Annotated in this window: 21 protein-coding genes; all 21 read left to right on the forward strand. The window is 57.4% G+C overall.

Translation table 11 applies throughout. From position 1 onward, the window contains the following. Positions 1-104 precede the first annotated feature (104 nt). The 21 genes from FKM52_RS04380 (at position 105) to deoA (ending at position 24,290) form a co-directional block, all read left to right on the forward strand. Entirely contained in the window at positions 105-875 is a 771-nt protein-coding gene (locus tag FKM52_RS04380) for a lysozyme inhibitor LprI family protein (RefSeq protein WP_141174969.1), read from the forward strand. A 148-nt stretch (positions 876-1,023) separates the two neighbouring features. Further along, positions 1,024-1,311, forward strand: a complete 288-nt coding sequence (locus FKM52_RS04385) for a hypothetical protein (protein WP_141174970.1) — start codon at positions 1,024-1,026, stop codon at positions 1,309-1,311. A gap of 231 nt (positions 1,312-1,542) precedes the next feature. Continuing rightward, a complete protein-coding gene (gene tagH / locus FKM52_RS04390; RefSeq protein ID WP_246085494.1) occupies positions 1,543-3,822 on the forward strand; it encodes a type VI secretion system-associated FHA domain protein TagH in 2,280 nt (759 codons plus the stop codon). Further along, the gene (locus tag FKM52_RS04395) at positions 3,822-4,616 is read left to right on the forward strand and encodes a PP2C family protein-serine/threonine phosphatase (protein ID WP_141175209.1); all 795 of its coding nucleotides are present in this window, start codon (positions 3,822-3,824) and stop codon (positions 4,614-4,616) included. Before tagH ends, FKM52_RS04395 begins: the two co-directional genes overlap by 1 nt. 20 nt (positions 4,617-4,636) lie before the next feature. Then, on the forward strand, positions 4,637-5,578 hold the full coding sequence (locus FKM52_RS04400) for a hypothetical protein (RefSeq protein WP_141174971.1): 942 nt from the start codon (positions 4,637-4,639) through the stop codon (positions 5,576-5,578). 19 nt (positions 5,579-5,597) lie between these two features. Further along, positions 5,598-6,428 (forward strand): type VI secretion system accessory protein TagJ, encoded by an 831-nt coding sequence (locus tag FKM52_RS04405; protein WP_141174972.1) that lies wholly within the window; start codon positions 5,598-5,600, stop codon positions 6,426-6,428. After that, on the forward strand, positions 6,421-6,999 hold the full coding sequence (tssE, locus tag FKM52_RS04410; RefSeq protein ID WP_141174973.1) for a type VI secretion system baseplate subunit TssE: 579 nt from the start codon (positions 6,421-6,423) through the stop codon (positions 6,997-6,999). Before FKM52_RS04405 ends, tssE begins: the two co-directional genes overlap by 8 nt. A 2-nt stretch (positions 7,000-7,001) precedes the next feature. Beyond that, positions 7,002-8,879, forward strand: a complete 1,878-nt coding sequence (gene tssF, locus FKM52_RS04415; RefSeq protein WP_141174974.1) for a type VI secretion system baseplate subunit TssF — start codon at positions 7,002-7,004, stop codon at positions 8,877-8,879. After that, a complete protein-coding gene (gene tssG / locus FKM52_RS04420) occupies positions 8,876-9,910 on the forward strand; it encodes a type VI secretion system baseplate subunit TssG (RefSeq protein ID WP_141174975.1) in 1,035 nt (344 codons plus the stop codon). Before tssF ends, tssG begins: the two co-directional genes overlap by 4 nt. 454 nt (positions 9,911-10,364) lie before the next feature. Further along, positions 10,365-12,980, forward strand: coding sequence for a type VI secretion system ATPase TssH (tssH, locus tag FKM52_RS04425; RefSeq protein WP_141174976.1), 2,616 nt, complete (start codon positions 10,365-10,367; stop codon positions 12,978-12,980). Between the two features lie 27 nt (positions 12,981-13,007). Beyond that, positions 13,008-14,429, forward strand: coding sequence for a serine/threonine protein kinase (locus tag FKM52_RS04430; protein WP_141174977.1), 1,422 nt, complete (start codon positions 13,008-13,010; stop codon positions 14,427-14,429). 423 nt (positions 14,430-14,852) lie between these two features. After that, a complete protein-coding gene (locus tag FKM52_RS04435) occupies positions 14,853-15,326 on the forward strand; it encodes a hypothetical protein (protein WP_141174978.1) in 474 nt (157 codons plus the stop codon). Positions 15,327-15,495: 169 nt separating this feature from the next. Continuing rightward, entirely contained in the window at positions 15,496-16,512 is a 1,017-nt protein-coding gene (locus FKM52_RS04440) for a hypothetical protein (protein WP_141174979.1), read from the forward strand. Positions 16,513-16,839: 327 nt separating this feature from the next. Continuing rightward, positions 16,840-18,429 carry a peptide chain release factor 3 gene (gene prfC, locus FKM52_RS04445; RefSeq protein ID WP_141174980.1) on the forward strand — a complete coding sequence of 530 codons (1,590 nt, stop codon included), beginning with the start codon at positions 16,840-16,842 and terminating at the stop codon, positions 18,427-18,429. Positions 18,430-18,746: 317 nt separating this feature from the next. Beyond that, on the forward strand, positions 18,747-19,361 hold the full coding sequence (gene osmY / locus FKM52_RS04450; protein WP_141174981.1) for a molecular chaperone OsmY: 615 nt from the start codon (positions 18,747-18,749) through the stop codon (positions 19,359-19,361). Between the two features lie 128 nt (positions 19,362-19,489). Next, a complete protein-coding gene (locus FKM52_RS04455) occupies positions 19,490-19,651 on the forward strand; it encodes a DUF1328 domain-containing protein (protein ID WP_071883711.1) in 162 nt (53 codons plus the stop codon). A gap of 55 nt (positions 19,652-19,706) precedes the next feature. Beyond that, entirely contained in the window at positions 19,707-19,892 is a 186-nt protein-coding gene (locus tag FKM52_RS04460) for a CsbD family protein (protein WP_141174982.1), read from the forward strand. 8 nt (positions 19,893-19,900) lie between these two features. After that, positions 19,901-20,956, forward strand: a complete 1,056-nt coding sequence (locus FKM52_RS04465; RefSeq protein ID WP_181407888.1) for a patatin-like phospholipase family protein — start codon at positions 19,901-19,903, stop codon at positions 20,954-20,956. Continuing rightward, positions 20,953-21,726, forward strand: a complete 774-nt coding sequence (locus FKM52_RS04470; protein ID WP_141174984.1) for a TatD family hydrolase — start codon at positions 20,953-20,955, stop codon at positions 21,724-21,726. The genes FKM52_RS04465 and FKM52_RS04470 overlap by 4 nt, the downstream gene beginning before the upstream one ends. Before the next feature lie 353 nt (positions 21,727-22,079). Next, positions 22,080-22,859: a deoxyribose-phosphate aldolase gene (gene deoC, locus FKM52_RS04475; protein ID WP_141174985.1), complete on the forward strand. Its 780-nt coding sequence runs from the start codon at positions 22,080-22,082 to the stop codon at positions 22,857-22,859. A gap of 108 nt (positions 22,860-22,967) precedes the next feature. Continuing rightward, positions 22,968-24,290, forward strand: a complete 1,323-nt coding sequence (deoA, locus tag FKM52_RS04480) for a thymidine phosphorylase (RefSeq protein ID WP_141174986.1) — start codon at positions 22,968-22,970, stop codon at positions 24,288-24,290. The last annotated feature ends 94 nt before the right edge of the window (positions 24,291-24,384 follow it).

The following is a 24,384-nucleotide window of genomic DNA, read 5'->3' on the forward strand; positions in this document are numbered from 1 at the left end:
AAAATCAAAAAATACTTAACAGATTACTATGATTTGTTTTTTTACCAAAAAGACTATTTATGCCGAGTAAGCTAAGTTGTTTTAATACTAAATGTTTAGTTTTAATGTCGTTTATTTATGCTGCCTCAATACAAGCAGCGGAAATATACATTGATAATTTTGTCGGTGAATGGCAGGTTCAAAGCGTACACATTGATACTCAACGTACAAGTCGATCATCTGTTTCAGCCGAAGATCCCATGCTGATTGGGCGAACGCTAACCTTTACGCATGAAAAAATCGCGGGTAAATACCTAAGCGATCCTGGCTGCGAGCGCCCGGTATTAATCCCGCAGCCTAAAACCTCGCTCAATAAACTGCTGGCTTTGACTACCGGCGATGAAGAACGAGCAAATTTAGCAAAAGATTATTTATTAGAGGAGCAGGGAAACAGTAGTGTTATACCTTTTTTGATTAACTGCTCCAGCGGTATCGTTGATCCTTCAGGAGAAAAGACAGGCAATTGGCTGGTAATGCTGGATAAACATACAATGCTTACCAACTGGGATGATAATTCATTGCTGAAATTACAAAAGCTATTGCCTGGTATACCCGTAGAGCCTTCTTTCAACTGCCAGGATGCAGAAAACATTACTGCAAAAACTATCTGTAAATCCTCTGGTTTAGCTGCCTGGGATCGTAGTGTTGCTGCTGCCTATGAGATAGTGGAATTCCAGATAAAAAATATCGGTGTTGACGTTACTGAATCATTATCAGCTCTTAACAAAGAACAGCGTGAGTGGCTTGCTGAGAAAAATCAATGCAAAAATGATCGACGCTGTATTGAAGAGAAGATGGTTGCTCGCGTCAGTAATTTAATGGCACAAGCTAATTAGCAGGTGACGGATTTATATTTTTAGATTGAGCTACCTGTCAAGATTTTATGCCAGAAAGTGAAATTTAATTAAATAACTAAAAGCCATATAACGTCTGTAATTATCTGTATTTAGCTCCCGAAATAATTTGGAATCTCAGGGGATTAAGATGAAAGGAGGTTATAGGATATTTTTGTTGCTTTTCTATGCCATTGGTCTGGTAGCGCTTTCTTTGTTATCTGTAGATAAATACACATGGATAAGCGAGATAGATTCTTTTATGGTTTATGGCTCAGTTATAGATAACTCCAAAAACAGCAATATTATTAATTACTTGCTGTTTTTAATGTTGATGTTATCCCAGATAATACTATTTATCTTTGATAAGAGCTGTAAATGGCGAGTTATTTATTTTTTGCTGGCTCTCTTAGTTATAATGGTTTATGCCTTATTTTAGCAGGAATGATTATAAGTAATCACCCATTAAAATGGGCAGTAAAAATGAATTCACCTGAGGGTGGTTATTTTTGCAGATTATAAATTAAAAAAATATATTTATAGTTGCCTGACTAATGACGCTCTATTTCTAACATCAACACCATGCTTTCCATAATGCTATTCAAACCCCGCTGGTTTTATTAAGACCCGCGCGGTTTGAACGCCAATATCTCAAACGCAGGAAACTGATATGCGCTTTACGATTATAACGATTAAACCGGGGCATCAGCCGCCGCAAAGCAGCTGTGATTTTTCACCGCCGGGCGGCACTATTGGCCGTGGAGTAGATAACAATCTGGTGCTGCCTGATAACGATCGCACGATATCTCGTCTGCAGGCGATTGTGCACGTTAGCGCCGATGGCGAATGTCGGATTACCAACCGTGGCAACGTGACGCGCGTTGAGCTGAATGATATTCCGTTGGAGCGTGGCCGGGTGGTTGAATTACAGGATGGCGATATTTTGGGGATTGATGAATATCGCCTCCAGGTTAGCGATCCTGCCAGCGCGCAGCAGCCGGCCGCGCAGGCCGCCGATCCTCTGGCTCGCTCTGTGCCGCCGCAGCCGGCCGCATCGGCTGTTCGTCCGATGGAGCAGGCCGTCGATCCTCTGGCTCGCCCGGCGCAGGCGCAGCCGGGCGCATCGGCGGTTCGTCCGATGGAGCAGGTCGCCGATCCTCTGGCTCGCCCGGCGCAGCCACAGCCGGGCGCATCGGCGGTTCGTCCGATGGAGCAGGCCGCCGATCCTCTGGCTCGCCCTGTGCCGGCGCAGCCGGGCGCATCGGCAGTTCGTCCGACGGCGCAGGCCGCCGAACCTTTAGCTCATTCGGCAGCGTCGGTTAGCGATCCGCTAGCCGGCCTGACGGACGAAATTATCGCCCCTGCGGCTGGCGCGGCGCCGATTATGCCTCAGCCGGAACCCGTTTCGTCAGCGATACCAGCAGGCGACACGGCGGCCGTGCCCAGCGAAATCTGGGATAGCCTGGCAAAAGAGTTTTCTATTTCCGACAGCATCTCCGCCAGTTCGTCGGCGGCAACGGCGGCGCTGGGCGATGCGCACCCGCTGACTGCGCCGCAGGCGGAAAACCGCAACCCGGAAAATCCGCTGGCGCAGTTTGGCGCCGTTGAATCTCTCAGCCTCGATCGACGTAACCAGACGCCCGATTCGCTGTTCGAAAAAGATGAACTGTTTCAATCGGACAGCATTTTTAACGACAGCACGCCCAGCACTTTAATGCAGTCCCCGGCTGAAAAAATGTCGCAGCCGGAGGCTAAACCGGACGATAGCGATCCGCTGGCGCTGTTTGGCGACGGCGCAGCCGCATCGGCGCAGATCAACGGCGACGATCCGCTCGGCCTGATGATGAGCGGGGCGGTGCCGCTGTCGCATCCGGATGACGATGCGCCGCACGACTCCCCGGAAATGAGTGCGGCGCCGTCCGTTATCTATATGCCGCCGCCTGAGGAGACGTCGGGCGCCATGCCGCCGCCGGAGGAAACGCCGGGCGTCGCGTCGGGCGCTTCGGTTGCCGAAACGGATCTGTTCAGCAATCTGAGCGATATCAGCGGTTCGCCGCTGTTCCTTGACGAGCCGCCTGCCAGAGCCGCCGGCGCGCTGCGTCAATCGCCGCCGGGTGCGCCATCTGCCGCGCCGCCGTCAGAGCCTGATACTGCGCCGTTGTTTGAGCCATCCCCGCCGCCAGCGTCTGAAGCCCCGGACTACAGCGGCATTACGCTGCCGACGCCGCAGGCGGTACAGCGCAGCGCGGCGCCGCCGCCGAAAGGGCGCTTGCGCATCGATCCGGTTTCTACCTCCAGTAAACAGCCGCAGCCCGCCTCCGCCAGCGGCGAAAGGTTGCAGGGCGAGCTGCTGCAGGCGCTGCTGGACGGTATGGGACTGAATGATATGCAGCCTACGCCGCATTTCGATGGGGAAAATATGCAGCAGCTGGGAGAGATGCTCGGCATGTTCTCGCAGGGAACGGTGGCGCTGCTGTCGTCGCGATCGATCCTCAAGCGCGGCGTTAAAGCGGATATGACCGTTATTCTCGATGACGCGAATAACCCGTTCAAGCTGCTGCCGTCGGGAAAAACCGTGCTGATGCAGATGTTCGGCAGCCGAATGCCGGGCTTTATGCCGCCGAAGCAGGCGGTGCGCGATGCGCTGGTTGATTTACAGGCGCACCAGCTGGGAATGATCGCCGGCATTCGCGCCATTATCGCCGCGATGCTGCAATCCTTTAATCCGCAGCAGCTGGAAGAGGAAGCGCGGCAGGAAGGCGTCACCTCGCGCCTGGCGCTGCGCAGCAGTCGTAAGGCGGCGCTGTGGGAATACTTTACCCGTCGCTATAACGAAACGGCTGGCGAAATTGAAGATGACTTCCACACGCTGTTTGGCGAAGCCTTTTTGCACGCTTACGACATGGAAGTTAACCAGTACAAAGACTCACAGACCTCCACGGACGAATGATGAATATCACCCTTGCCTCAATGTCGAATCAGGGAACCCGCGAGAGCAATCAGGATCAGACCGGCGATATCGTGGGCGATCGCTCCGCCTGTTTTGTGGTCTGCGACGGCGTCGCCGGTTTTCCCGGCGGCGATCTGGCCGCGGAGCTGGCGCGCAACACCATTATTGAGCAGTTTGACGGCGCGGAGCATCTCGATGCGCAGCAGGTTCGGCTGTATATCAACAACGCCAACCGGGCAATTCGTCAGCGGCAGAAAAAAGATCGCGATTACAGCCGTATGGGCACCACGCTGGTCAGCCTGTTTATCGATCGCGACTATCAGCTGGCCTGCTGGGCGCACGCCGGCGACAGCCGCCTCTACCTGTTCCGGCGCGGCTATCTCTATTACGTCACCACCGATCACAGTCTGCTTCAGCAGATGAAGGATGCCGGACATCAAACCGAAGGCATCAACAGCAATTTGCTCTATTTTGCGCTGGGTATGGGCGATGAGGAACGCGACGCCAGCTACAGCGATATCGTGCCGCTTGAGGATGGCGACGCGTTTTTGCTCTGTACCGACGGCTTCTGGCACGGCGTTTCGCCGCAGCAGATGCAGCAGTCGCTGCATATGGTGAAAACGCCGGAAGAGTGGCTGACGTTGATGCACCAGGCAATAAAAAACAATGAGGAACAGCAGGGGGGAGATCAGGACAACTACAGCGCCCTGGCCGTTTGGATCGGCTCGCCGCAGGACACCACGCTGTTGCACTCCCTTTCTGAAGCGGCGCAGTTTATTCCCCTGCGTGATTAATAATTAGACAAAGGAACGTTATGAAATACTGGTTAACCGGCGTGTTAACACTGCTGCTGGCCTTCGGCGCCTGGGCGCAAAACTACAACATCGCCTCTTCCCGTAGCAAAAAACTTGATGTGTGGATCGATAACGTTAAAGGACAAAGCACGCAGTACTGGTGCGCGCGTCAGGTGCCGCTGCGCATCGTATTAAAAGGCGATAAGTCGCCGACCGTGCTGAATGATTTTCTGCCGAAGGTCGGCGCGCTGATGATGCGCGACTGCAGCCGGCTGCAAAGGCTGAACTGGCACACGGAAGACGCGCTGGGCAGAAAGCTGGCGACAGGCACCGCGGAAAAGGCCAGAGGCTGGCGCGTCAGAGTAACGGCGGAAACGCCGGTAATTCGCCCCGAAGAGCTGTCGCCGCTGGCGGATAGCACGCCCTGGCTGCAGTTTAGTCTGCTGGACGGCTGCTATTTCCGTACCTGGTGGCGCGAGGAGGATCGTACCGCCGCGCTGTTTATTCCGGAAACCGAGCAATTAACCTGCAACGCCGATGGCTGGCTGAGCGGACAAAGCCAGCTTACGCGGCTTGAACACGGCGTGGAGAAAAATCAGCCCGTCACCTTCCTTGAAGGCTTCCCGGTTATTGGTCTGGTGGCGAACAGCGACAGACATGCGCTGCAGATTATCACCGTTAATAACGAGCGCATGGTGCTGGCGGATGAGCGTTCGCCGCAGAGCTGGATGATTCTGCCGTGGTCTTCCAGCCTTAACAGCTGGCAGGCGACCGGCGCGGTGGCGGTGCAGATCAGCCCGGAAGAGGAGAACGACGAAAGCGCGCTGAAGGCGCGCCTGAGCGAGGTGCGTAAAGTCTGGATCGGTTATCTCAGCGACGCGCCGTTAACCCTGCTGCTGGTGGATGAACTGCATCCGCAGCTGAAAGATCCGGCGGCGGGCGCCTGGCGCACCATCAGATAATTTACCGGGAGAAAATGCGATGAACTCTTTAAATCAACTGCTGGCGGGAAGGTCGCTGGATGAGACGCTGGCGCACGTCGAGGCGCAAATCAAGGCGGCGCCGGGCGATGCCGATCTGCGCGCCGCCTTTGTGCAGCTGCTCTGCCTGGCGGGAAACTGGACGCGCGCGCTGACGCAGCTGAAGCCCTGGCTGGCGCTGAAGCCGCAGGCGCAGCCCACCGTCACGCTGCTGGAACAGGCTATCGGCGGCGAGCTGCAGCGCGCGGCGGTTTTCGCCGGTCAGGCGCAGCCGCGCATGCCGGGCGATGCCTGGGGCTGGGCGGAGCAGCTGCTTGCGGCGCTGCAGGCCGATCTTCATGGCGAACGGGCGCAGGCTGAGTCGTTGCGCAACGCCGCGCTGGAGGCGGCGGCGCTGAATCCCGGCAGCGCGCTGATGCAGGATGAGGAGCAGGCGCAGCCTTTCGCCTGGCTGGCGGATGGCGATAGCCGTCTTGGCCCAATCTGCGAAATGGTGGTTAACGGCCATTACTTCTGGGTGCCGTTCAGCGCTATCGTTGAGATGCGCTTTCAGGCGCCGGTCAGCGTAACCGATCTGGTATGGCGGCATACGCTGGTGCGGCTGGTGGATGGCAACGAGCAGGTTTGTCAGCTGCCGGTGCGCTACCCCTTTGCGGCGGGGACGAAAGACGCGCTGCGGCTGGCGTGCCTGACCGAATGGCAGCCGCTGGATGCGGCGCAGCGGCACTACAGCGGGCAGGGGCAGAAAGTTTTGCTGAACGATAAGGATGAGTTCCCGCTGCTGGGCCTGGAGACGCTGACGTTCGTCGCCAGCGATATGGCCGATGCGTAACGAGGCTAAACGCCAGCCCGGCGACAGCGGCGAACTGCTGCGCGGCGGCTACCGTCATCGCAAGGATCAAAGCGGCCTTAACGCGCGCGATAAGCTGCAGCCGTCGCTGCTGGATCGCCTGACGGATCATGAACCGGATAAGCGCCAGGAGAGCGCCAACCAGCGGCTGATTTCGCACAGTACGCTGCGGCGCCACGTGCTGCGCGATCTGCAGTGGCTGTTTAACACCATTAACAACGAGGCGCAGCACGATCTGCAGGCGTTCGCCGAAGTGCGCCGCTCGGTGCTGAATTTCGGCGTCTCGCCGCTGGCAGGGCAGCGGATGTCCGATATTGAATGGAACGACGTACAGAGCAAGCTGACTGAGGCTATCGTTAATTTTGAGCCGCGCATTTTGCCGCAGGGCCTGCAGGTGCGCTGTATCTCCGATACCAAATCACTCGATCTGCATAATGTGCTGTCGATTGAAATTAAAGGCCGGCTGTGGTGCGTGCCTTACCCGCTGGAGTTTCTGTTCCGCACCGATGTGGATCTGGAAAACGGCTATTTTGAGCTGAAAGATGTAGGTTAAGCATGGAAAGTAAACTGCTCGAATACTACAACCGCGAACTGGCGTACCTGCGTGAGCTGGGAGCGGAATTTGCGGAGCGCTACCCGAAAGTGGCCGGGCGTCTTGGCATGCAGGGCATTGAGGTTACCGATCCGTACGTTGAACGTATGATGGAAGGCTTCGCTTTTCTTACCTCGCGCGTTCAGCTGAAAATGGATGCCGAATTTCCCCGCTTTTCCCAACGCTTACTGGAAATGATCGCGCCTGGCTATCTGGCGCCCACGCCGTCGATGGCCATCGCCGAGCTGCATCCCGACGGCAGCAAAGGGGATATTAATCGCGGGTTTCGCGTGGCGCGCGGCACCATGCTGGACAGCCAGCTGCTGAAGAAAAACGGCGTGGTCTGCAGCTACGCGACGGCGCATGAGGTTACGCTGCTGCCGCTGCATATCGCTCAGGTCGAGCTGGGCGGCGTACCGGCGGATATTCCGCTGGGGCAGATGGGGCTTAGCCAGCGCGGCGCGGTCAGCGCGCTGCGTATACGGCTGCGCTGTGAAAATGCCACCACGCTCGATCACGTTGATTTCGATCGGCTGGAATTTTTCCTCAGCGGCCCCGATATCGAAGCGCTTAAGCTGCTGGAGCTGATTATGCAGCACACCGTCGGCCTCTTCTGTCAGACGGTGGGCAAATCGCCGCGCCGTCAGCTGCTGCGCGACGACGCCCTGCGGCAGGAGGGTTTTGAGCCGGAGCAGGCGCTGCTGCCGAACGATTTGCGTAATTTTGACGGCTATCGCCTGCTGCATGAGTATTTCGCTTTCCCGGCGCGCTTTCAGTTTATCAGCATCGGCCAGCTGCGCCCGCTGCTGCGCCTGGCGGCGGAAGGCGATCGCGAGTTTGAGATCGTACTGCTGCTGGATAAAACCGACAGCGCGCTGGAGCGCGTAGTCGACAGTAGCCATCTGGCGCTGCACTGCACGCCGGTGATCAACCTGTTTCCGCGCGTGGCGGAGCGCCAGAAACTCAGCGAAAGCCAGCATGAATATCATCTGGTGGTCGATAATATTCGTCCGCTCGATTATGAAGTCTACTCGGTGCAAAAGCTGTATGGCTCAGGCGAAGGGCAGCGTGAAGAGCAGGTGTTCCGCCCCTTCTGGAGTACCTACAGTCATGACAGCGGCGATTACGGCGCCTACTTCTCCCTGCGGCGCGAGCAGCGCACGCTGTCGGAACATGCGCAGCGCTACGGCGCGCGTACCGGCTATATCGGCTCCGAAGTTTTTCTGTCGCTGGTGGATGAGCTGCATTCGCCCTGGCATGAGGAGCTGCGTTACATCACGGCGGAAGTGCTTTGTACCAGCCGCGATCTGCCGCTGATGCTGCTTCAGCAGGATTGTCAGGGCTTTAAGCTGCCCGATTCGGTGCCCGCCTCCGGGCTGACGATACGTAAAGGACCGACGCCGCCGCGTCCGGCGCTGGCGGAGGGGCTGACGACCTGGCGCCTAATCAGCCATCTGCAGATGAACTACCTCAGCCTGATGGACAGCGACGATGGCGAAGGGGCCGCCGCGCTGCGTCAGATGCTGGGGCTGTACGCTAATCTGGCGGAGGCGTCTATCGCGCGACAGATTGACGGCATCCGACACTGTCAGCTGCGCCCGGTACATCGCCGCGTGCCGGAGCCTGGCCCGATTGTCTTCGCGCGCGGCATCGGCATCGATCTGCAGGTAGACGAACAGGCTTTTTCCGGCAGCAGCCCGTGGCTGTTCGGCAGCGTACTGGAGCGGCTCTTTTCGCGGCTGGTTGCCATCAACAGCTTTAGCGAAATGACGCTGACCAGCCAACAGCGCGGCGAAGTGGGATACTGGCCGCCGCGCATGGGTAAAAGGGCGTTGATATGAGTCAGGCTAACGATCGGGTGCGAATTTTACAGCGCCTGCCGGATGGCTTTTGGGACGGGCTGATACGGGCGCCCTGGCGCTACGATCTCTTTCAGCTACTGCGGCGTATTGACGCGCAGGGCGGGGAAAAATATCCGCTGGGACGCGCGCCGCAGCCGCGCCACGAGCCGCTGCGTATCGGGCAGACGCCCTCGCTGGCCTTCGCGCCCTCCACGCTTGCCGCAGTTAGCGCGCGTGAAGGCAGCCCGCTGCACGATGTATCGATTCTGAGCTTCGGCCTGTTTGGCCCCAACGGTCCGCTGCCGATCCACATGACCGAGTATGCGCGCGAGCGGGTGTATCACTATCAGGACAGCAGCCTGACGGCCTTTGCCGATCTGTTTCATCACCGGCTGACGCTGCTGTTTTATCGCGCCTGGGCCGATGCGCAGCCGACGGTTTCGCTCGATCGCGCCGACGGGCAGCGCTTTGACAGCTGGCTCGCCTGTCTGATCGGCATGGGGCAGCCCGCCCAACGCACCAAAGGCTGCCTGAGCGAGCATGCCCGCCTGATGCTGGCGGGACATCTCAGCCGCCACGGCCGCGATGCGGAGGGGCTGGAGAAGGTGCTGCGGCACTATTTCGGCGTGCCGGTACGCATTGAGCAGAATGTCGCGCAGTGGCTGACGCTCGACGTGCGCGAGCGCGCCCGGCTGGCGACCGGGCGTCAGATGCCGCGCCTTGGCGAAACTACCTTTCTGGGCATAGCTGTGCGCGACGTACAGCATAAGCTGCGTATCGAGATTGGCCCGCTGTCGCTGGAGCGTTACAACGCGTTTCTGCCCGGCGAGCGGCATGCCAGAGAGCTGCGCGACTGGGTACGTCAGTATCTGGGCGTGGAGTATGTCTGGGAGGCGCGTTTGCTGCTGGCGGGCGAGGAGGTCAGCGGCGCGACGCTCGGCGGCCAGGCGCGCCTGGGCTACAGCAGCTGGATTGGCTATCAGCCGACGCCGCAGGCGCGCGGCGATCTGGTATTTAACCCTGAAGCATAACGGAAGAAAGCATATTTATAACGTTAAGCTTCATACAGCGAAAATGACGGCGGTTAACCCTCACCGGCAGGGAATAAGGCGCTGGCCGCTTATCGCTCGCCCGCATCGATAAATAATATTTTTCTGGCCTGCCGGTTTCTGGCCGCCGTCAAACAGTCTGACGAATAAAATAGCTGTCAACAAACAGCCTGATAAATAAAGGCCGGCGATGCTGATGACGCCGGTAAAATTGCTGGCTTGCCGCTATTAATCTGCCGGCGTCATTTATGGCGTTATCTGGGGGATTTTAATATTTCGTCACGGAAAGTTATTTTTTTACTGGCGCACTGCTATATATCGGCCTGCTGTTTTCGCCTGCCGGTCGGAAATTAAAATAAAACCATGACAATAGCTTTCGCTACGCAGCGCTAAATATTTTAAAGAATTTCACACCACTCATTTCTCAGAGGATATTATGTCGGAAATAAGCCGCGCCGTACTATTCGGCAAACTAAACCCCCTACTTTTTACTTCGCTGGAGAGCGCGACCGCCTTTTGCAAGCTGCGCGGTAACCCCTATGTGGAGCTGGTTCACTGGCTGCATCAGCTGATGCAGCATCAGGATGGCGATTTGCAGCAGCTGATCCGCCACTATTCACTGGATGAAAATACGCTGACGCGCGATATCGTGGCGGCGCTCGATCGCCTGCCGCGCGGCGCCAGCGCGGTTTCCGATCTCTCTGAGCATATCGATAATGCGGTAGAACGCGCCTGGGTTTATGGATCGCTGAAGTTTGGCGTAACGCAGATTCGCGGCGGTCATCTGCTGATCGGCATCCTGAAAACGTTCAACCTTGCTAACGTACTGAAAAGTATTTCGTCGCAGTTTAGCCGTCTGAGCGCCGATCTGCTGGTTGAAGAGTTTGAAACGATTTTCGCCAACAGCAAAGAGGCGCAGCAGGCCGCCGCTCAGCCGGAAAATCTGAACGCCGCGCCGCAGCAGAAGAGCACGCTGGCGCAGTATGCGCAGGATCTGACGGCGCGCGCGCGCGCAGGCAAAATCGATCCCGTTGCCGGACGCGATGAGGAGATCCGGCAGATGGTGGATATATTAATGCGCCGTCGACAGAACAACCCGCTGTTAACCGGCGAGGCGGGCGTGGGTAAAACCGCGGTGGTGGAGGGGCTGGCGCTGCGTATCGCTGCGGGCGAGGTGCCGCCGCCGTTGCAGGATGTTCAGCTCTGGCTGCTTGATATCGGCATGTTGCAGGCGGGCGCCGGCATGAAAGGCGAGTTTGAGGCGCGTTTGCAGGCGCTGATTAATGAAGTGCAGTCCAGCCCGATACCCATCGTACTGTTTATTGATGAAATTCATACGCTGGTCGGCGCCGGCGGCCAGCAGGGCACCGGCGATGCCGCCAACCTGCTGAAGCCGGCGCTGGCGCGTGGCCAGCTGCGCACTATCGGCGCCACCACCTGGGCGGAATATAAAAAGTATATCGAGAAAGATCCGGCGCTGACCCGCCGTTTCCAGACGGTACAGGTGTATGAGCCGGATGAAGAGAAAGCGCTGCTGATGCTGCGCAGCACCGTCAGCACGCTGGAGGGCCATCACCGCGTGCTGCTGCTGGATGAGGCGGTCAGCGCGGCGGTGAAACTCTCCCATCGCTACATTCCGGCGCGCCAGCTGCCCGATAAGGCGGTGGCGCTGCTGGATACCGCCTGCGCCCGCGTCGCCGTCAGCCAGGGCGCGCAGCCGCCGCAGCTGGAAGATTGTCTTCATCGCATCGCCGCGCTGGAAATCGAGCGCGACATTGCCGGACGTGAGGCGAAGCTGACCGCCGGCGATAGCGAGCGGCTTGCTCAACTGGATACGCAGCTGGCGCAGCTGGCGGCGGAGCGCGAGGCGCTGGAGGCGCGCTGGGTGCAGGAACGTGAGCTGGTAGACGCGGTTATCGATCTGCGCGCGCAGCTCTGCGCCGGCGCAGAAGGCGCCGATCCGACGGCGCTGCAGCAGGAGCTGGCGCAGAAGCAACAGGCGCTGCACGAGCTGCAGGGCGATATGCCGCTGCTGTTCGCCGCCGTAGACAGCAATGTGGTAGCGGCGGTGGTTTCCGACTGGACCGGCATTCCGCTGGGCCGCATGGTGAAAAATGAGATCGATGCGGTACTGAAGCTGGCCGATACGTTAAACGAGCGCGTTATCGGCCAGCGGCACGGTCTCGATCTGATTGCGAAGCGGGTGCGGACGTCACGCGCGCGGCTCGACGATCCGAATAAGCCGGTCGGCGTCTTTATGCTGTGCGGTCCTTCCGGCGTGGGTAAAACCGAAACCGCGCTGGCGCTGGCCGAATCGCTGTACGGCGGCGAGCAGAATGTTATCACCATTAATATGAGCGAATTCCAGGAGGCGCATACCGTTTCCACCCTGAAAGGAGCGCCTCCAGGCTACGTCGGCTACGGCGAGGGCGGGGTGCTGACCGAGGCGGTACGACGTCGCCCTTACAGCGTGGTGCTGCTGGATGAAATTGAGAAAGCGCACCCGGACGTGCATGAAATTTTCTTCCAGGTATTTGATAAAGGCTGGATGGAGGATGGCGAGGGGCGGCGCATCGATTTCCGCAATACCGTTATTATTCTGACCTCGAATGTCGGCACGCAGCTGATTAGCGCGATGTGCGCCGATCCTGAACTGCTGCCGGAGCCGGACGCGCTGGCTGCCGCGCTGCGCGGGCCGCTGCTGGAGGTCTTCCCGCCCGCTCTGCTCGGACGTCTGCTGGTGGTGCCGTACTATCCGTTAAGCGATGCGATGCTGGCCGAAATTGTTCGCCTGCAGCTCAAACGCATCCAGCGTCGGCTGGAAGAGAATCACGGCATCGTTTCGCAAATCGATGACAGCGTGATTAGCCAGGTTGTGCAGCGCTGTACCGAAGTGGAATCGGGCGGACGTATGGTTGACGCCATCCTGACTAATACTCTGCTGCCGCAAATGAGTCAGATGCTGCTCACGGCCAGCGCCCGCGATCAGCGCTATCGCCAGCTGCACGTCAGCTTTGATCGGGGTGAGTTTCAGTGTCAGTTCGAGGCGTAAGTTTTAGTAATCAGAGAGTTGTCTATTATGTCGGAACACGATAACAAGCGGACGGTGCCCAACGCATTGCCGCCTGGATACCGTTTTAATGAGTTTGAAATTAAAGATGTTATTGGCGGCGGCGGCTTTGGCATCGTTTATCGCGCCTGGGATCATCAGCTGGAACGCACCATCGCTATTAAAGAGTTTATGCCCGCGTCGCTGGCGGTGCGCGGCGACGATCTGAATCTGGTGCTGCGCAGCGAGCGCTTCAGCAAGACGTTTCACGCCGGCCTCAACAGCTTCATTCAGGAGGCGCGCCTGCTGGCGCGATTTAACCATCCTAATCTGCTGCACGTTTTGCGTTTCTGGGTGCAAAACGATACCGCCTATATGGGAACGGTATTTTACAGCGGCACCACGCTGTCGCGTCTTGCCGCCGCGCGCCCCGATCTGATTAATGAGGCGTGGATTCGTCGCCTGTTGCCGCCGCTGTTTGGCGCTATTAACATCATCCATCAGGAAGGGTATCTGCACCGCGATATCTCGCTGGATAATATCCAGATTCAGGAAAATAAGGTGCCGGTGCTGCTTGATTTCGGCTCGGCGCGGAAGACCATCGGCAACCTCTCCGATGAATCGGAGACTATGCTGCGCCCCGGTTTTGCGCCGATCGAGCAGTACAGCGACAACAACGAGAGCGAACAGGGGCCCTGGACCGATATCTATGCGCTGGGCGCGGTGCTGCATACGCTGATCGTCGGCGCGCCGCCGCCGGTGAGCGTGGTGCGCAGCATTGAGGATAACTACAGGCCGCTGTCCGAACTGCGTCCGGATGGCTTCTCGCTGCCGCTGCTGCACGCTATCGATCGGGCGCTGGCGCTGAATCCGGCGGATCGTCCGCAGTCAATCGACGCTTTTGCCGCGCTGATGGCGCTGTCGGCTGATGAACTGAACGATATCCTGAACGCCAATAGCGAAAAGCCGGGCACCATGCTGGCAACGGTGGCGCCGGAAGAGCCGACAGCTACGGCCGTCGCGCTGCTGAAGCGCTATATGTGGCCGGGGCTGGCTGCCGCTGGCGTGCTGTTAGGCATCGTGGTCGGCGTACTGCTCGGCAGCGGCGGCGATGCGCCGTCCGAAACGCAGATCGCCGCTCAGCCGCCGGCTACGGGCGTTGCGCCGGCCCAGGACGCGGATCGCGGCGCCACGCCGACGACGGGGCAGGCGGCGGCGCAGCGACCAGCGCCGCCGGAGCCTGTCGCGCAGATCTATATCAAGCTGCGCCACGGTGAAAAACTTGCGCTGAACGGCAGCCCGCAGGCGCTGGAGCCGGCGCCGAACGGCTTCGCTTCGCTGCAGCTGCCGCCGGGAGAGTATGATTTCACCATCAGCGGACGCGAACAGATCCGCCAGCAAAAAATCAGCATCGAACGGAAAGGGGTCTGGCTGATCAATCCTCAGAGCTAAAAGAACGGCCAGGCCCGCTTGCGAACGAAAAATTTAACGTTATTTCCGCTGTATCTTGCGAAGGCCCGGCCGCGCTGGGCCTGTCTTTCAGGAGCTGACGGCGCGGATGCTGGCGGTGTATCAGGTGCGGGGGGAGGAGCGGCTCACCGGCAGCGGCGGGATTACCTGCGAACAGGGCGTCAGCCAGTGATGGCTGGAGGAACGGGTATCGGTATTGCAGGCCGGGCCGCCGTCGCGATGCCCGAAACACGATTTATAATACTTTTCAGGATGGCGATATAAGCGGGAGTCAGGCAAGATCGGATATTGAAAGGGGGTGCGGCAGGGGAGAAATAACATCAACGCTCGGCCAGTATTACGAGAACGATTATGGGAAATGGTAGGATGCGAATATTACAGGGAAATAAATACGTTGGCGCGGGAATGATGTTTTTTATGCTGGCGGCAAACGGTAAGGCGAATATGACAACGACCGCGCTGTGGGACTTTATTAACGATATCAGCGCATCGGTTAAACAGATGACCGTTAATAACGTTACGCAAAGCTCCTTAGGGTTTACGCTGGTAAAAGAGAACCCGGAGGTCAATTTTTATCAGGCGAAAACGCTTAACCTGCACGACAGCGGAAAAGCTGAACATTTCGATCTGCGCTTAAGCAAAGCGCCAGATGGAGTAAAGCCCTTTTTGAGTTTTTCATGGCGCGGCGAATGCTTTTCACTTGATACGATTAAACAGCACTATCCGCAGCTTGGGTTAACCGGGGTGCCGCGCGGGCGTTCTGAAAATGAGATGACCAGCTATACCACGCCAGCGGATAAAGACAAACAGACCATTACCTTTAGTTTTAAAGCGAATAAGCCAGATTGCCTGAGCCGGGTTATTATTCGCGGAAAATAGTCCGTTTCTGCGCCGTGAGCCGATCGCAAGGGCGCAGCGACTGCAGCCTTTCAATAATCCCCTTTGACTCTTTCCCGCCGTCCGGTGTTAAATCTCCGCTGGTTTGCCGCCATAACAACGATAACTTTAGCTTTAGCGCCGGTGCGCTAAGATTTTGACGAGCCCAGCAATGTTTTTTTCACTTTTATCCCGACTGCTGTTAATCACGGTATTGGCCGGTTGCGGCTATGCGATAGCCGCTGAACTGCCCGATATTTATCGTGCGCCTTTAACGCCGCCCGCAGAAGAATTTACGGTTTTATCGCCGGTTAATCATTCCCTGCATGAAGAAGCTGACGGCGCGTTAGCAGATAGCGTCGCGCCGCCGCCGTCGGCAAATCATGCTGCGCTGCCGTCATCGCAGCAGCCGGAAGATGAAGATAGCAGGCAGAATGAAATTATCGCCGCGATCCTGAAAGCGATTCGTCAGCGCCAGCTTACTCCGCTGCCCAGCGAATGTCTGAGTATGAGCATCGTTGCTGATAATGACGATCCGGCCTGGTATCTGATCGACGTGCGGGAAAATCGTAATCATCCCGCATGCGGCGGCGATCCGGAAACCGCGCCGCATCTGTTTTTCTTCAGGGCGCATAAGGCGGATGATGCGCTGCAAACCGACGCGGGCGTAGAGCCTGAAGATTTTTATCCGCTGGAAGAAAAACCAGCCGTCGCCGCTCTGACAATGGAAGATTTCACCGTTCAGGTCGCTGGCGTCACGCTGACGCTGGGGCAGCCGTGGAATGAGGACGTTATGATGAGCCTGCCGCCGGAGCGTGCGCGTCAGGCGTTAGCGAGCGGACAAAACGGCGCGCCCGCCTACCGTTATGTTCAGCATCGCTATGACGCGCTGACGCTGACGGCCGCCAATGAAAACTGGGATCGGCTACAGCGCAGCGCCGACGATCGCTATATCATGCAGATCGCCCTGCTTGATGGTTCGCTAACGACGCAGCGCGGCATCCATATCGGCGCCCCGGCGGCGGAAATGCTGCGCAGCTATGGCCCTGGCGAGGCGAGTGAGCGCGGCGGTGAAAGCTGGCTTAGCTGGCGTCTGGCGGAGAAGACGCTCTCTGTTCGTCTCAGCGATGGCGTGGTCAGCCAGATTGTGCTGAGCCAGCTGCAGCAGCGTCCGCAAGCTCAGCCATAAAATCTGCCGGCCCGGCGATCTGAACCCTTTTTCAGGCAACGTTTTGCCGCGCAGGAAACAGGACGGGCGCGGTGATTTCAGCCTGCTTTTTTTATGTACTTAGGGTAAGCTATGCGGCCTGTTACCTGACTTATCAACATTGTTATACGAGGCCGGCGCCAATGTAGACCATGATGCTTTTCGGCAGCTTTTATCTTCGTGCCGCGCGCGCGTCAGGTAAACTGCATGGTTCCGGTTTCTGGCCCGGCAATGTCGCAGGCCCCGGTGAATTAACGGCTGTGTCGCCCCTTTGTCGCCGCGTCACAGCATCAACAGAAGAACTTATCGATGTCTAATGCTGCATTTTTGCAAGAAGTGTCGCGTCGCCGCACCTTTGCCATCATTTCTCACCCCGACGCCGGTAAAACGACCATTACCGAAAAAGTCCTGCTGTTCGGACAGGCGATTCAGACCGCCGGTACGGTAAAAGGTCGCGGCTCCAACCAGCACGCCAAATCAGACTGGATGGAGATGGAAAAACAGCGCGGTATCTCTATTACCACCTCGGTGATGCAGTTCCCTTATCGCGATAGCCTGGTGAACCTGCTGGATACTCCAGGGCACGAAGACTTCTCTGAAGATACCTATCGTACTCTGACCGCCGTCGACTGCTGTCTGATGGTGATCGACGCGGCGAAAGGCGTTGAGGATCGTACCCGCAAGCTAATGGAAGTTACCCGCCTGCGCGATACGCCGATTCTGACCTTTATGAACAAGCTGGACCGTGATATTCGCGATCCGATGGAGCTGCTCGATGAGGTGGAGAACGAGCTGAAGATCGCCTGCGCGCCCATCACCTGGCCGATCGGCTGCGGCAAGCTGTTCAAAGGGGTTTATCACCTTTATAAGGATGAAACCTACCTCTATCAGTCCGGTCAGGGCCATACCATCCAGGAAGTGCGCATCGTTAAAGGGTTGAATAACCCTGAGCTGGATCAGGCGGTGGGCGAAGATCTGGCGGCGCAGCTGCGCGATGAGCTGGAGCTGGTACAGGGCGCTTCCCACGAGTTTGAGCAGGAAGCTTTCCTGCAGGGCGAGCTGACGCCGGTGTTTTTCGGTACGGCGCTGGGCAACTTCGGCGTCGATCATATGCTTGACGGGCTGGTTGCCTGGGCGCCCGCGCCGATGCCGCGCCAGAGCGATACGCGCACCGTTGAGGCCAGCGAAGAGAAATTCTCCGGCTTCGTCTTTAAGATCCAGGCGAATATGGATCCGAAACACCGCGACCGCGTGGCCTTTATGCGCGTGGTGTCGGGTAAATATGAAAAGGGTATGAAGCTGCGCCAGGTACGCCTTGGCAAAGATGTGGTGATATCCGATGCGCTGACCTTTATGGCGGGCGATCGCGCGCACGTTGAAGAGGCTTATCCTGGCGATATTATCGGTCTGCACAATCACGGCACCATCCAGATTGGCGATACCTTTACCCAGGGCGAGAATATGAAGTTCACCGGGATTCCGAACTTCGCGCCGGAACTGTTCCGTCGCATCCGTCTGCGCGATCCGCTGAAGCAGAAACAGCTGCTGAAGGGGCTGGTGCAGCTGTCGGAAGAGGGCGCGGTACAGGTGTTCCGCCCCATCGCCAACAACGATCTGATCGTGGGCGCCGTCGGCGTTCTGCAGTTTGACGTGGTGGTGGCGCGCCTGAAAAGCGAGTACAACGTGGAAGCGATCTATGAATCGGTCAACGTGTCGACCGCGCGCTGGGTGGAATGCAGCGACGCGAAGAAATTCGACGAATTCCAGCGTAAGAATGAAATTAACCTGGCGCTGGACGGCGGCGATAACCTGACCTATATCGCGCCGACCATGGTTAACCTTAACCTGACGCAGGAACGCTATCCTGAGGTAACGTTCCGCAAAACGCGCGAACACTAACCGGCAACGCGTCCTTTTGCGGCGCGTTCTGTAAACATCGCGCCGCCAACCGCTGCGCTGCGCGATGTTCTTTTTCAGTACCACCGCAGATTGTTCTCCTCTTTTTACAGACTCCTCTTAAAAACGCCCTGAAATCCCCTTCTTACCTGTTTTTTAACCAGAAAAACGAGCCGAATGCCGATCCTTGTCTATGCTTAGTTTGTCGGACGTAAAAAGCGGTGGCGCAGTAGCCCCCGGCGTCCTTTTCGGCGGCAGCGCGGTTTGTTGCCGCCACGCTTACGATTGTGAGTGGAATAACGCATAGAAGGAAGATATCGATGAACCAGACTAAGATTACTAAGACCCTGATGGCTGTGCTGGTGGGTTCTGCGCTGCTGAGCGGCGCCGCACTGGCTGATGAATCCGTCTCGCAGAAAACAGAAAATGCGGCGGATAGCGCAGGGTCAAAAATCGATAGTTCTATGAAGAAAGTCGATGGTTTTATGGATGACAGCGCCATCACGGCTAAAGCCAAAGCAGCTCTGGTAGATGACGAAACGGTTAAAAGTACGGATATCTCAGTAGAAACCGATAAGGGCGTAGTTACCCTGAGCGGTTTTGTTTCCTCTCAGGATCAGGCGGAAAAAGCCGTGGCTCTGGTGAAGAAAGTTGAGGGCGTGAAATCCGTCAGCGACAAACTACACGTAAAAGACAGCGAAAAACAGTCCGTGAGTGGTTATGCCGGCGATGCCGCTACCACCAGCGAAATCAAAGCTAAATTGTTAGCGGATGACATTGTGCCGTCCCGGAAAGTGAAAGTGGAAACCACTAACGGCGTGGTTCAGCTCTCCGGCGCGGTAGAGAATAAGGCACAGTCGGAGCGTGCTGAAAGTATCGCCAAAGCTATTGAAGGCGTGAAAAGCGTTAAAAATGACCTGACGGTAAAACCTTAACGCTTGAACGGCGCGGCTGAACCGCCGCGCCGGTGTGTGGACCCGTAAAAAAAGAACGTTCATGGGGCATTGCCCCCTGAATTAGCTGAGTAAGCAGTTCGATTTTCACTATGGTAAAGGAGAGGCTTATGTTTCGTTGGGGTATTATATTTCTGGTAATCGCTTTGATTGCAGCAGCGTTGGGCTTTGGTGGTTTGGCCGGTACGGCAGCATGGGCCGCTAAAATCGTTTTCGTTGTTGGTATTATCCTGTTCCTCGTCAGCCTGTTTACCGGACGCAAACGCCCCTAGGTAAACAGACTTTACGCTGAGCAAAAAGATTCAGTGAAATTAGCGGAGGCCAGTCATGAATAGCGACATTGTTGTAGGCAAATGGAAACAATGGAAAGGTCAAATGGCGCTAATATGGGCGGAGTGGTTTGATAGCGACGACGCCTGGATGGCAGGAAACAATGACTGGCTCTCCGGAATTTTGCAGGAGGATTACGGCAGGGAGCAAAATGAGGCGACCGCCGAAAAACGGACACGCTGAATAATATTGTGGGCATACATATTCCGGTAACGCCTGGGCATATAGCGGCGTTAGCGCAACGCCCTTTTCTCCCCGGAAAAATGGCGCTGGTTTGTGAAGGGGGAGGGCAGCGCGGTATTTTTACTGCGGGCGTGCTGGATGAATTTCAGCGTGCTCATTTTAATCCCTTTCAACTCTATCTCGGCACCTCCGCCGGAGCGCAAAACCTTTCCGCTTTTGTTTGTGGTCAACAGGGCTATGCCCGCCGGGTGATCACGCGCTACACCACCAACAAACTCTTTTTCGATCCGCTGCGCTTTGTGCGCGGCGGTCACCTGATCGATCTCGACTGGCTAACCCGCATTACCAGTCAGGAGCTGCCGCTGGCGATGACGCAGGCGGAAAAACTGCTGGCCGCCGGCCGCGAATTCTATATGTGCGCCTGCCGCAGCGATGACTATTCCGCCCGTTATTTCGCGCCCACCAGCGCTAACTGGCTCGATCTGATTAAGGCCTCCAGCGCCATTCCCGGCTTTTACCGCAGCGGCATTTTACTTGACGATATTCCCTATCTTGACGGCGGCATCACCGATGCGGTTCCGGTACGCGAAGCGGCGCGACGCGGCGCCAAAACCATTGTGGTTATTCGCACCGTACCTTCGCAGATGTTTTATACGCCGCACTGGATAAAACGTATGGAGCGCTGGTTTGCCGGCAGCCCGTGGATGACGCTGCTACAGCAGCATGAAAAAAGCTACTATGAGATTCAGCAGTTTATTGAACATCCGCCCGGTGATTTAAGAATTATTGAGATCTATCCGCCGCGTCCGCTGGCCAGCAGCGCGCTGGGCAGCCGTCTGCATACGCTTAATCAGGATTATCATTTAGGGCGCCGCTGCGGACGTTATTTCCTTGCCACGCTGGGGCGCTGGCTTAATCATGATCTCCTGCCGCAGACGTCGGCGGTGATTACGCCGCCGGCGCCGGTAGCCAATGAACCGGCTATGGTCTCAGTAAATCTCAATGAGGTAGCGAAGAAAAATGCGGAAAATGATGCTGACTACGATAAGGGTTCGCTGGCGTGACCTTTATTGATACCCACTGCCATTTTGATTTCCCTCCTTTTAGCGATAGTGAACAGGAGAGCCTGGCGCTGGCGGCGCGCGCCGGCGTGCAGCGGCTCATCGTGCCGGCGATCGATGCTACACGCTTCGATAATATTCTGGCGCTGACGCAGCGCTATCCGGCGCTCTATGCCGCGTTGGGGCTGCATCCGATCGCCATACAGCAGCACAGCGATGCCGCGCTGGCCGCGCTGGAGCAGCATTTGCAGCAGCGGCCGGCGAAGCTGGTGGCGATCGGGGAGATCGGTCTCGATCTCTATATGGACGATCCCCGTTTCGATCGGCAGCAATATTTCCTGGATGCTCAGCTGCGGCTGGCGCGTGATTACGATCTGCCGGTGATTCTGCATTCGCGCCGTACCCATGACAAACTGGCGCAGCATTTGCGCCGTACCGAAGTGCCGCGGCGCGGCGTGGTGCACGGCTTCGCCGGCAGTCTGCAACAGGCGCAGGCCTTTATCGCCGCCGGCTACGCTATCGGCGTGGGCGGCACCATTACCTATCCGCGCGCCAGCAAAACGCGCCAGACTATCGCTCAGCTCCCGCTTTCTTCGCTGCTGCTGGAAACTGATGCGCCCGATATGCCGCTGAACGGCTTCCAGGGCGAACCGAACCGGCCGGAGCGGATAATCAACGTATGGCAAACCCTGTGCGAGCTGCGCGACGAGCCGCCGGAGACGATTGCCGCCGCCATTGCCGATAACAGTATGCGGCTGTTTCAGCTACGCTAAAGATTGCGGCCTGATAGTTTTTGCGGCTGGCTGACGGTTAAAAAAGGGTAAATGTGATAATTTTCACATTTGCCCTTCTGCGCTATTATGGGCTGAGAAAGCGGTTCCGGTTGCGGCCTGTCGCGCTTTTATGTGAGATTTGTCACTATAAATGTAAAAGTAATAGTGGCGTTTCTTAATTAATTGTGAGCTTACGCACAACAATGAGTCTGTCTGCGGTGTTAAAATCGTAACATCAAAGCGAAACAGCATCGCTGGCAAGGCGAGATGGATCTCAATCCTCTTCAAGGAACCAAGACCTCGTGTTGAGTCTTCCACTGGTGGAAGCTCGCTCAATTTGTCTGGAGAGCATTATGACTGATGTAACCGCTGCCGCGCTGCGTGCGCTGAAACTGATGGATCTGACCACCCTTAACGATGATGATACGGACGCGAAGGTGATCGCGCTGTGTCAGCAGGCGAAATCTCCGGCGGGCAATACCGCCGCTATCTGTATCTATCCGCGTTTTATCCCGGTAGCGCGTAAAGCGCTGCGCGCGCAGGGCACGCCCGATATCCGTATCGCCACCGTAACCAATTTCCCGCACGGCAATGACGATATTGATATCGCGCTGGCGGAAACCCGTGCGGCGATCGCCTACGGCGCGGATGAGGTTGATGTGGTGTTCCCGTACCGTACCCTGATGGCCGGCGACGCGCAAACCGGCTTTAAGCTGGTAAAAGCCTGTAAAGAGGCGTGCGCGGCGGCTAACGTGCTGCTGAAGGTGATCATTGAAACCGGTGAGCTGAAAGAAGCGGCGCTGATTCGCCAGGCTTCCGAAATCGCCATTGATGCCGGCGCTGATTTCATTAAAACCTCAACCGGCAAAGTTGCGGTGAACGCCACGCCGGAAGTGGCGAAGATTATGATGGAAGTCATCCGCGATAAGGGCGTTAAAGATCGCGTTGGCTTCAAGCCCGCCGGCGGCGTGCGCACGGCGGAAGATGCCGCGCTCTATCTGCAGCTGGCCGATGAGATCCTCGGCAGCGACTGGGCCGATGCGCGTCATTTCCGTTTTGGCGCCTCCAGCCTGCTGGCCAGCCTGTTAAATGCCGCGGGCTACCAGAGCGCGCGCAGCACCAGCAGCTACTGATTTTCCTTTCTCAACCGCGGGCGCTATGCGTCCGCTAAACCTTACCCTTCCGTACGGTTGGGGACACACCAGGCCTGAATGACCGATCCGCTAAACAGGGGGGTTACCTTGTTTCTGACTCAAGAAATTATTCGAAAAAAACGTGACGGACACGCGCTGAGCGAAGAAGAGATCCGCTTCTTTATTAACGGCGTGCGCGATAATTCCGTTTCGGAAGGGCAGATCGCCGCGCTGGCGATGACCATCTTCTTTCATGATATGACGCTGTCGGAGCGGGTTGCGCTAACGATGGCGATGCGCGATTCCGGCAGCGTACTGGACTGGCGCGCGTTAAATCTGAACGGCCCGGTAGTGGATAAACACTCCACCGGCGGCGTCGGCGATGTGACCTCGCTGATGCTGGGGCCGATGGTAGCGGCCTGCGGCGGCTATGTGCCGATGATCTCCGGGCGCGGGCTGGGACATACCGGCGGCACCCTCGATAAGCTGGAAGCGATTCCCGGCTTCGATATTTTCCCCGACGACGCGCGTTTTCGCGCAATGATTAAGCAGAACGGCGTGGCGATTATCGGCCAGACTAACTCGCTGGCGCCGGCGGATAAACGTTTTTACGCCACGCGCGATATTACCGCCACCGTAGATTCTATCCCGCTGATTACCGCTTCGATCCTGGCGAAAAAGCTGGCGGAAGGGCTGGACGCGCTGGTGATGGATGTCAAAGTCGGTTCCGGCGCCTTTATGCCGACCTTCGAGCTTTCCGTGCAGCTGGCGCAGGCGATTGTCGGGGTGGCGAACGGCGCGGGCTGTAAAACCACCGCGCTGCTGACCGATATGAATCAGGTGCTGGCTTCCAGCGCCGGCAACGCGCTGGAAGTGCGCGAGGCGGTGCAGTTCCTGACCGGCAGCTACCGCAATCCGCGCCTGCTGGAAGTGACGCTGGCGCTGTGCAGCGAAATGCTGATTTCCGGCGGGCTGGCGCCCGATGAAACGGCAGCGCGCGCGCAGCTGCAAAAAGTGCTGGATAACGGCAGCGCGGCGGAGGTGTTTGCGCGCATGGTGGCAGCGCAAAAAGGCCCGGCTGACTTTATTGACCATATGGATCGCTATCTGCCCGCGCCGATGCTGAGCAAAGCGGTCTATGCCGATGCGCCCGGCATTGTTAACGCAATGGATACGCGCGCGCTCGGTATGGCGGTGGTGGCGCTGGGCGGCGGACGCCGACGCGCCAGCGACGCTATTGACTACAGCGTGGGCTTCAGCGACATGGTGCAGCTGGGCGAAAGCGTGGATAACCAGCGTCCGCTGGCAGTTATCCATGCCGACAGCGAAGCGCGCTGGCAGGAAGCGGCGCAGGCGGTAAAAGCCGCCATTACCCTGGGCGCAGGCAAACCGGCGGCAACGCCGGTTATCTATCGCAAAATTAGCCAGTAGCCCCGGACGAACCGCAGGCGGTCGACGCACCCGCGACTTGATGTAGGGCGGGGTTAACGGTCATACTGTTCCGATCGCTTTTTTATTTTTTCTC

Source organism: Mixta tenebrionis, from assembly GCF_006517625.1.
GTDB lineage: Bacteria > Pseudomonadota > Gammaproteobacteria > Enterobacterales > Enterobacteriaceae > Mixta > Mixta tenebrionis.

Coding starts and splice junctions, on each gene's coding strand:
- FKM52_RS04400 (WP_141174971.1), top strand. CDS start 4,637: ATGAAATACTGGTTAACCGGCGTGTTAACACTGCTGCTGGCCTTCGGC.
- FKM52_RS04385 (WP_141174970.1), top strand. CDS start 1,024: ATGAAAGGAGGTTATAGGATATTTTTGTTGCTTTTCTATGCCATTGGT.
- FKM52_RS04440 (WP_141174979.1), top strand. CDS start 15,496: ATGTTTTTTTCACTTTTATCCCGACTGCTGTTAATCACGGTATTGGCC.
- tssG (WP_141174975.1), top strand. CDS start 8,876: ATGAGTCAGGCTAACGATCGGGTGCGAATTTTACAGCGCCTGCCGGAT.
- FKM52_RS04460 (WP_141174982.1), top strand. CDS start 19,707: ATGAATAGCGACATTGTTGTAGGCAAATGGAAACAATGGAAAGGTCAA.
- tagH (WP_246085494.1), top strand. CDS start 1,543: ATGCGCTTTACGATTATAACGATTAAACCGGGGCATCAGCCGCCGCAA.
- tssH (WP_141174976.1), top strand. CDS start 10,365: ATGTCGGAAATAAGCCGCGCCGTACTATTCGGCAAACTAAACCCCCTA.
- FKM52_RS04380 (WP_141174969.1), top strand. CDS start 105: ATGTCGTTTATTTATGCTGCCTCAATACAAGCAGCGGAAATATACATT.
- tssE (WP_141174973.1), top strand. CDS start 6,421: ATGCGTAACGAGGCTAAACGCCAGCCCGGCGACAGCGGCGAACTGCTG.
- tssF (WP_141174974.1), top strand. CDS start 7,002: ATGGAAAGTAAACTGCTCGAATACTACAACCGCGAACTGGCGTACCTG.
- FKM52_RS04455 (WP_071883711.1), top strand. CDS start 19,490: ATGTTTCGTTGGGGTATTATATTTCTGGTAATCGCTTTGATTGCAGCA.
- FKM52_RS04430 (WP_141174977.1), top strand. CDS start 13,008: ATGTCGGAACACGATAACAAGCGGACGGTGCCCAACGCATTGCCGCCT.
- prfC (WP_141174980.1), top strand. CDS start 16,840: ATGTCTAATGCTGCATTTTTGCAAGAAGTGTCGCGTCGCCGCACCTTT.
- FKM52_RS04395 (WP_141175209.1), top strand. CDS start 3,822: ATGAATATCACCCTTGCCTCAATGTCGAATCAGGGAACCCGCGAGAGC.
- FKM52_RS04405 (WP_141174972.1), top strand. CDS start 5,598: ATGAACTCTTTAAATCAACTGCTGGCGGGAAGGTCGCTGGATGAGACG.
- deoC (WP_141174985.1), top strand. CDS start 22,080: ATGACTGATGTAACCGCTGCCGCGCTGCGTGCGCTGAAACTGATGGAT.
- FKM52_RS04435 (WP_141174978.1), top strand. CDS start 14,853: ATGATGTTTTTTATGCTGGCGGCAAACGGTAAGGCGAATATGACAACG.
- osmY (WP_141174981.1), top strand. CDS start 18,747: ATGAACCAGACTAAGATTACTAAGACCCTGATGGCTGTGCTGGTGGGT.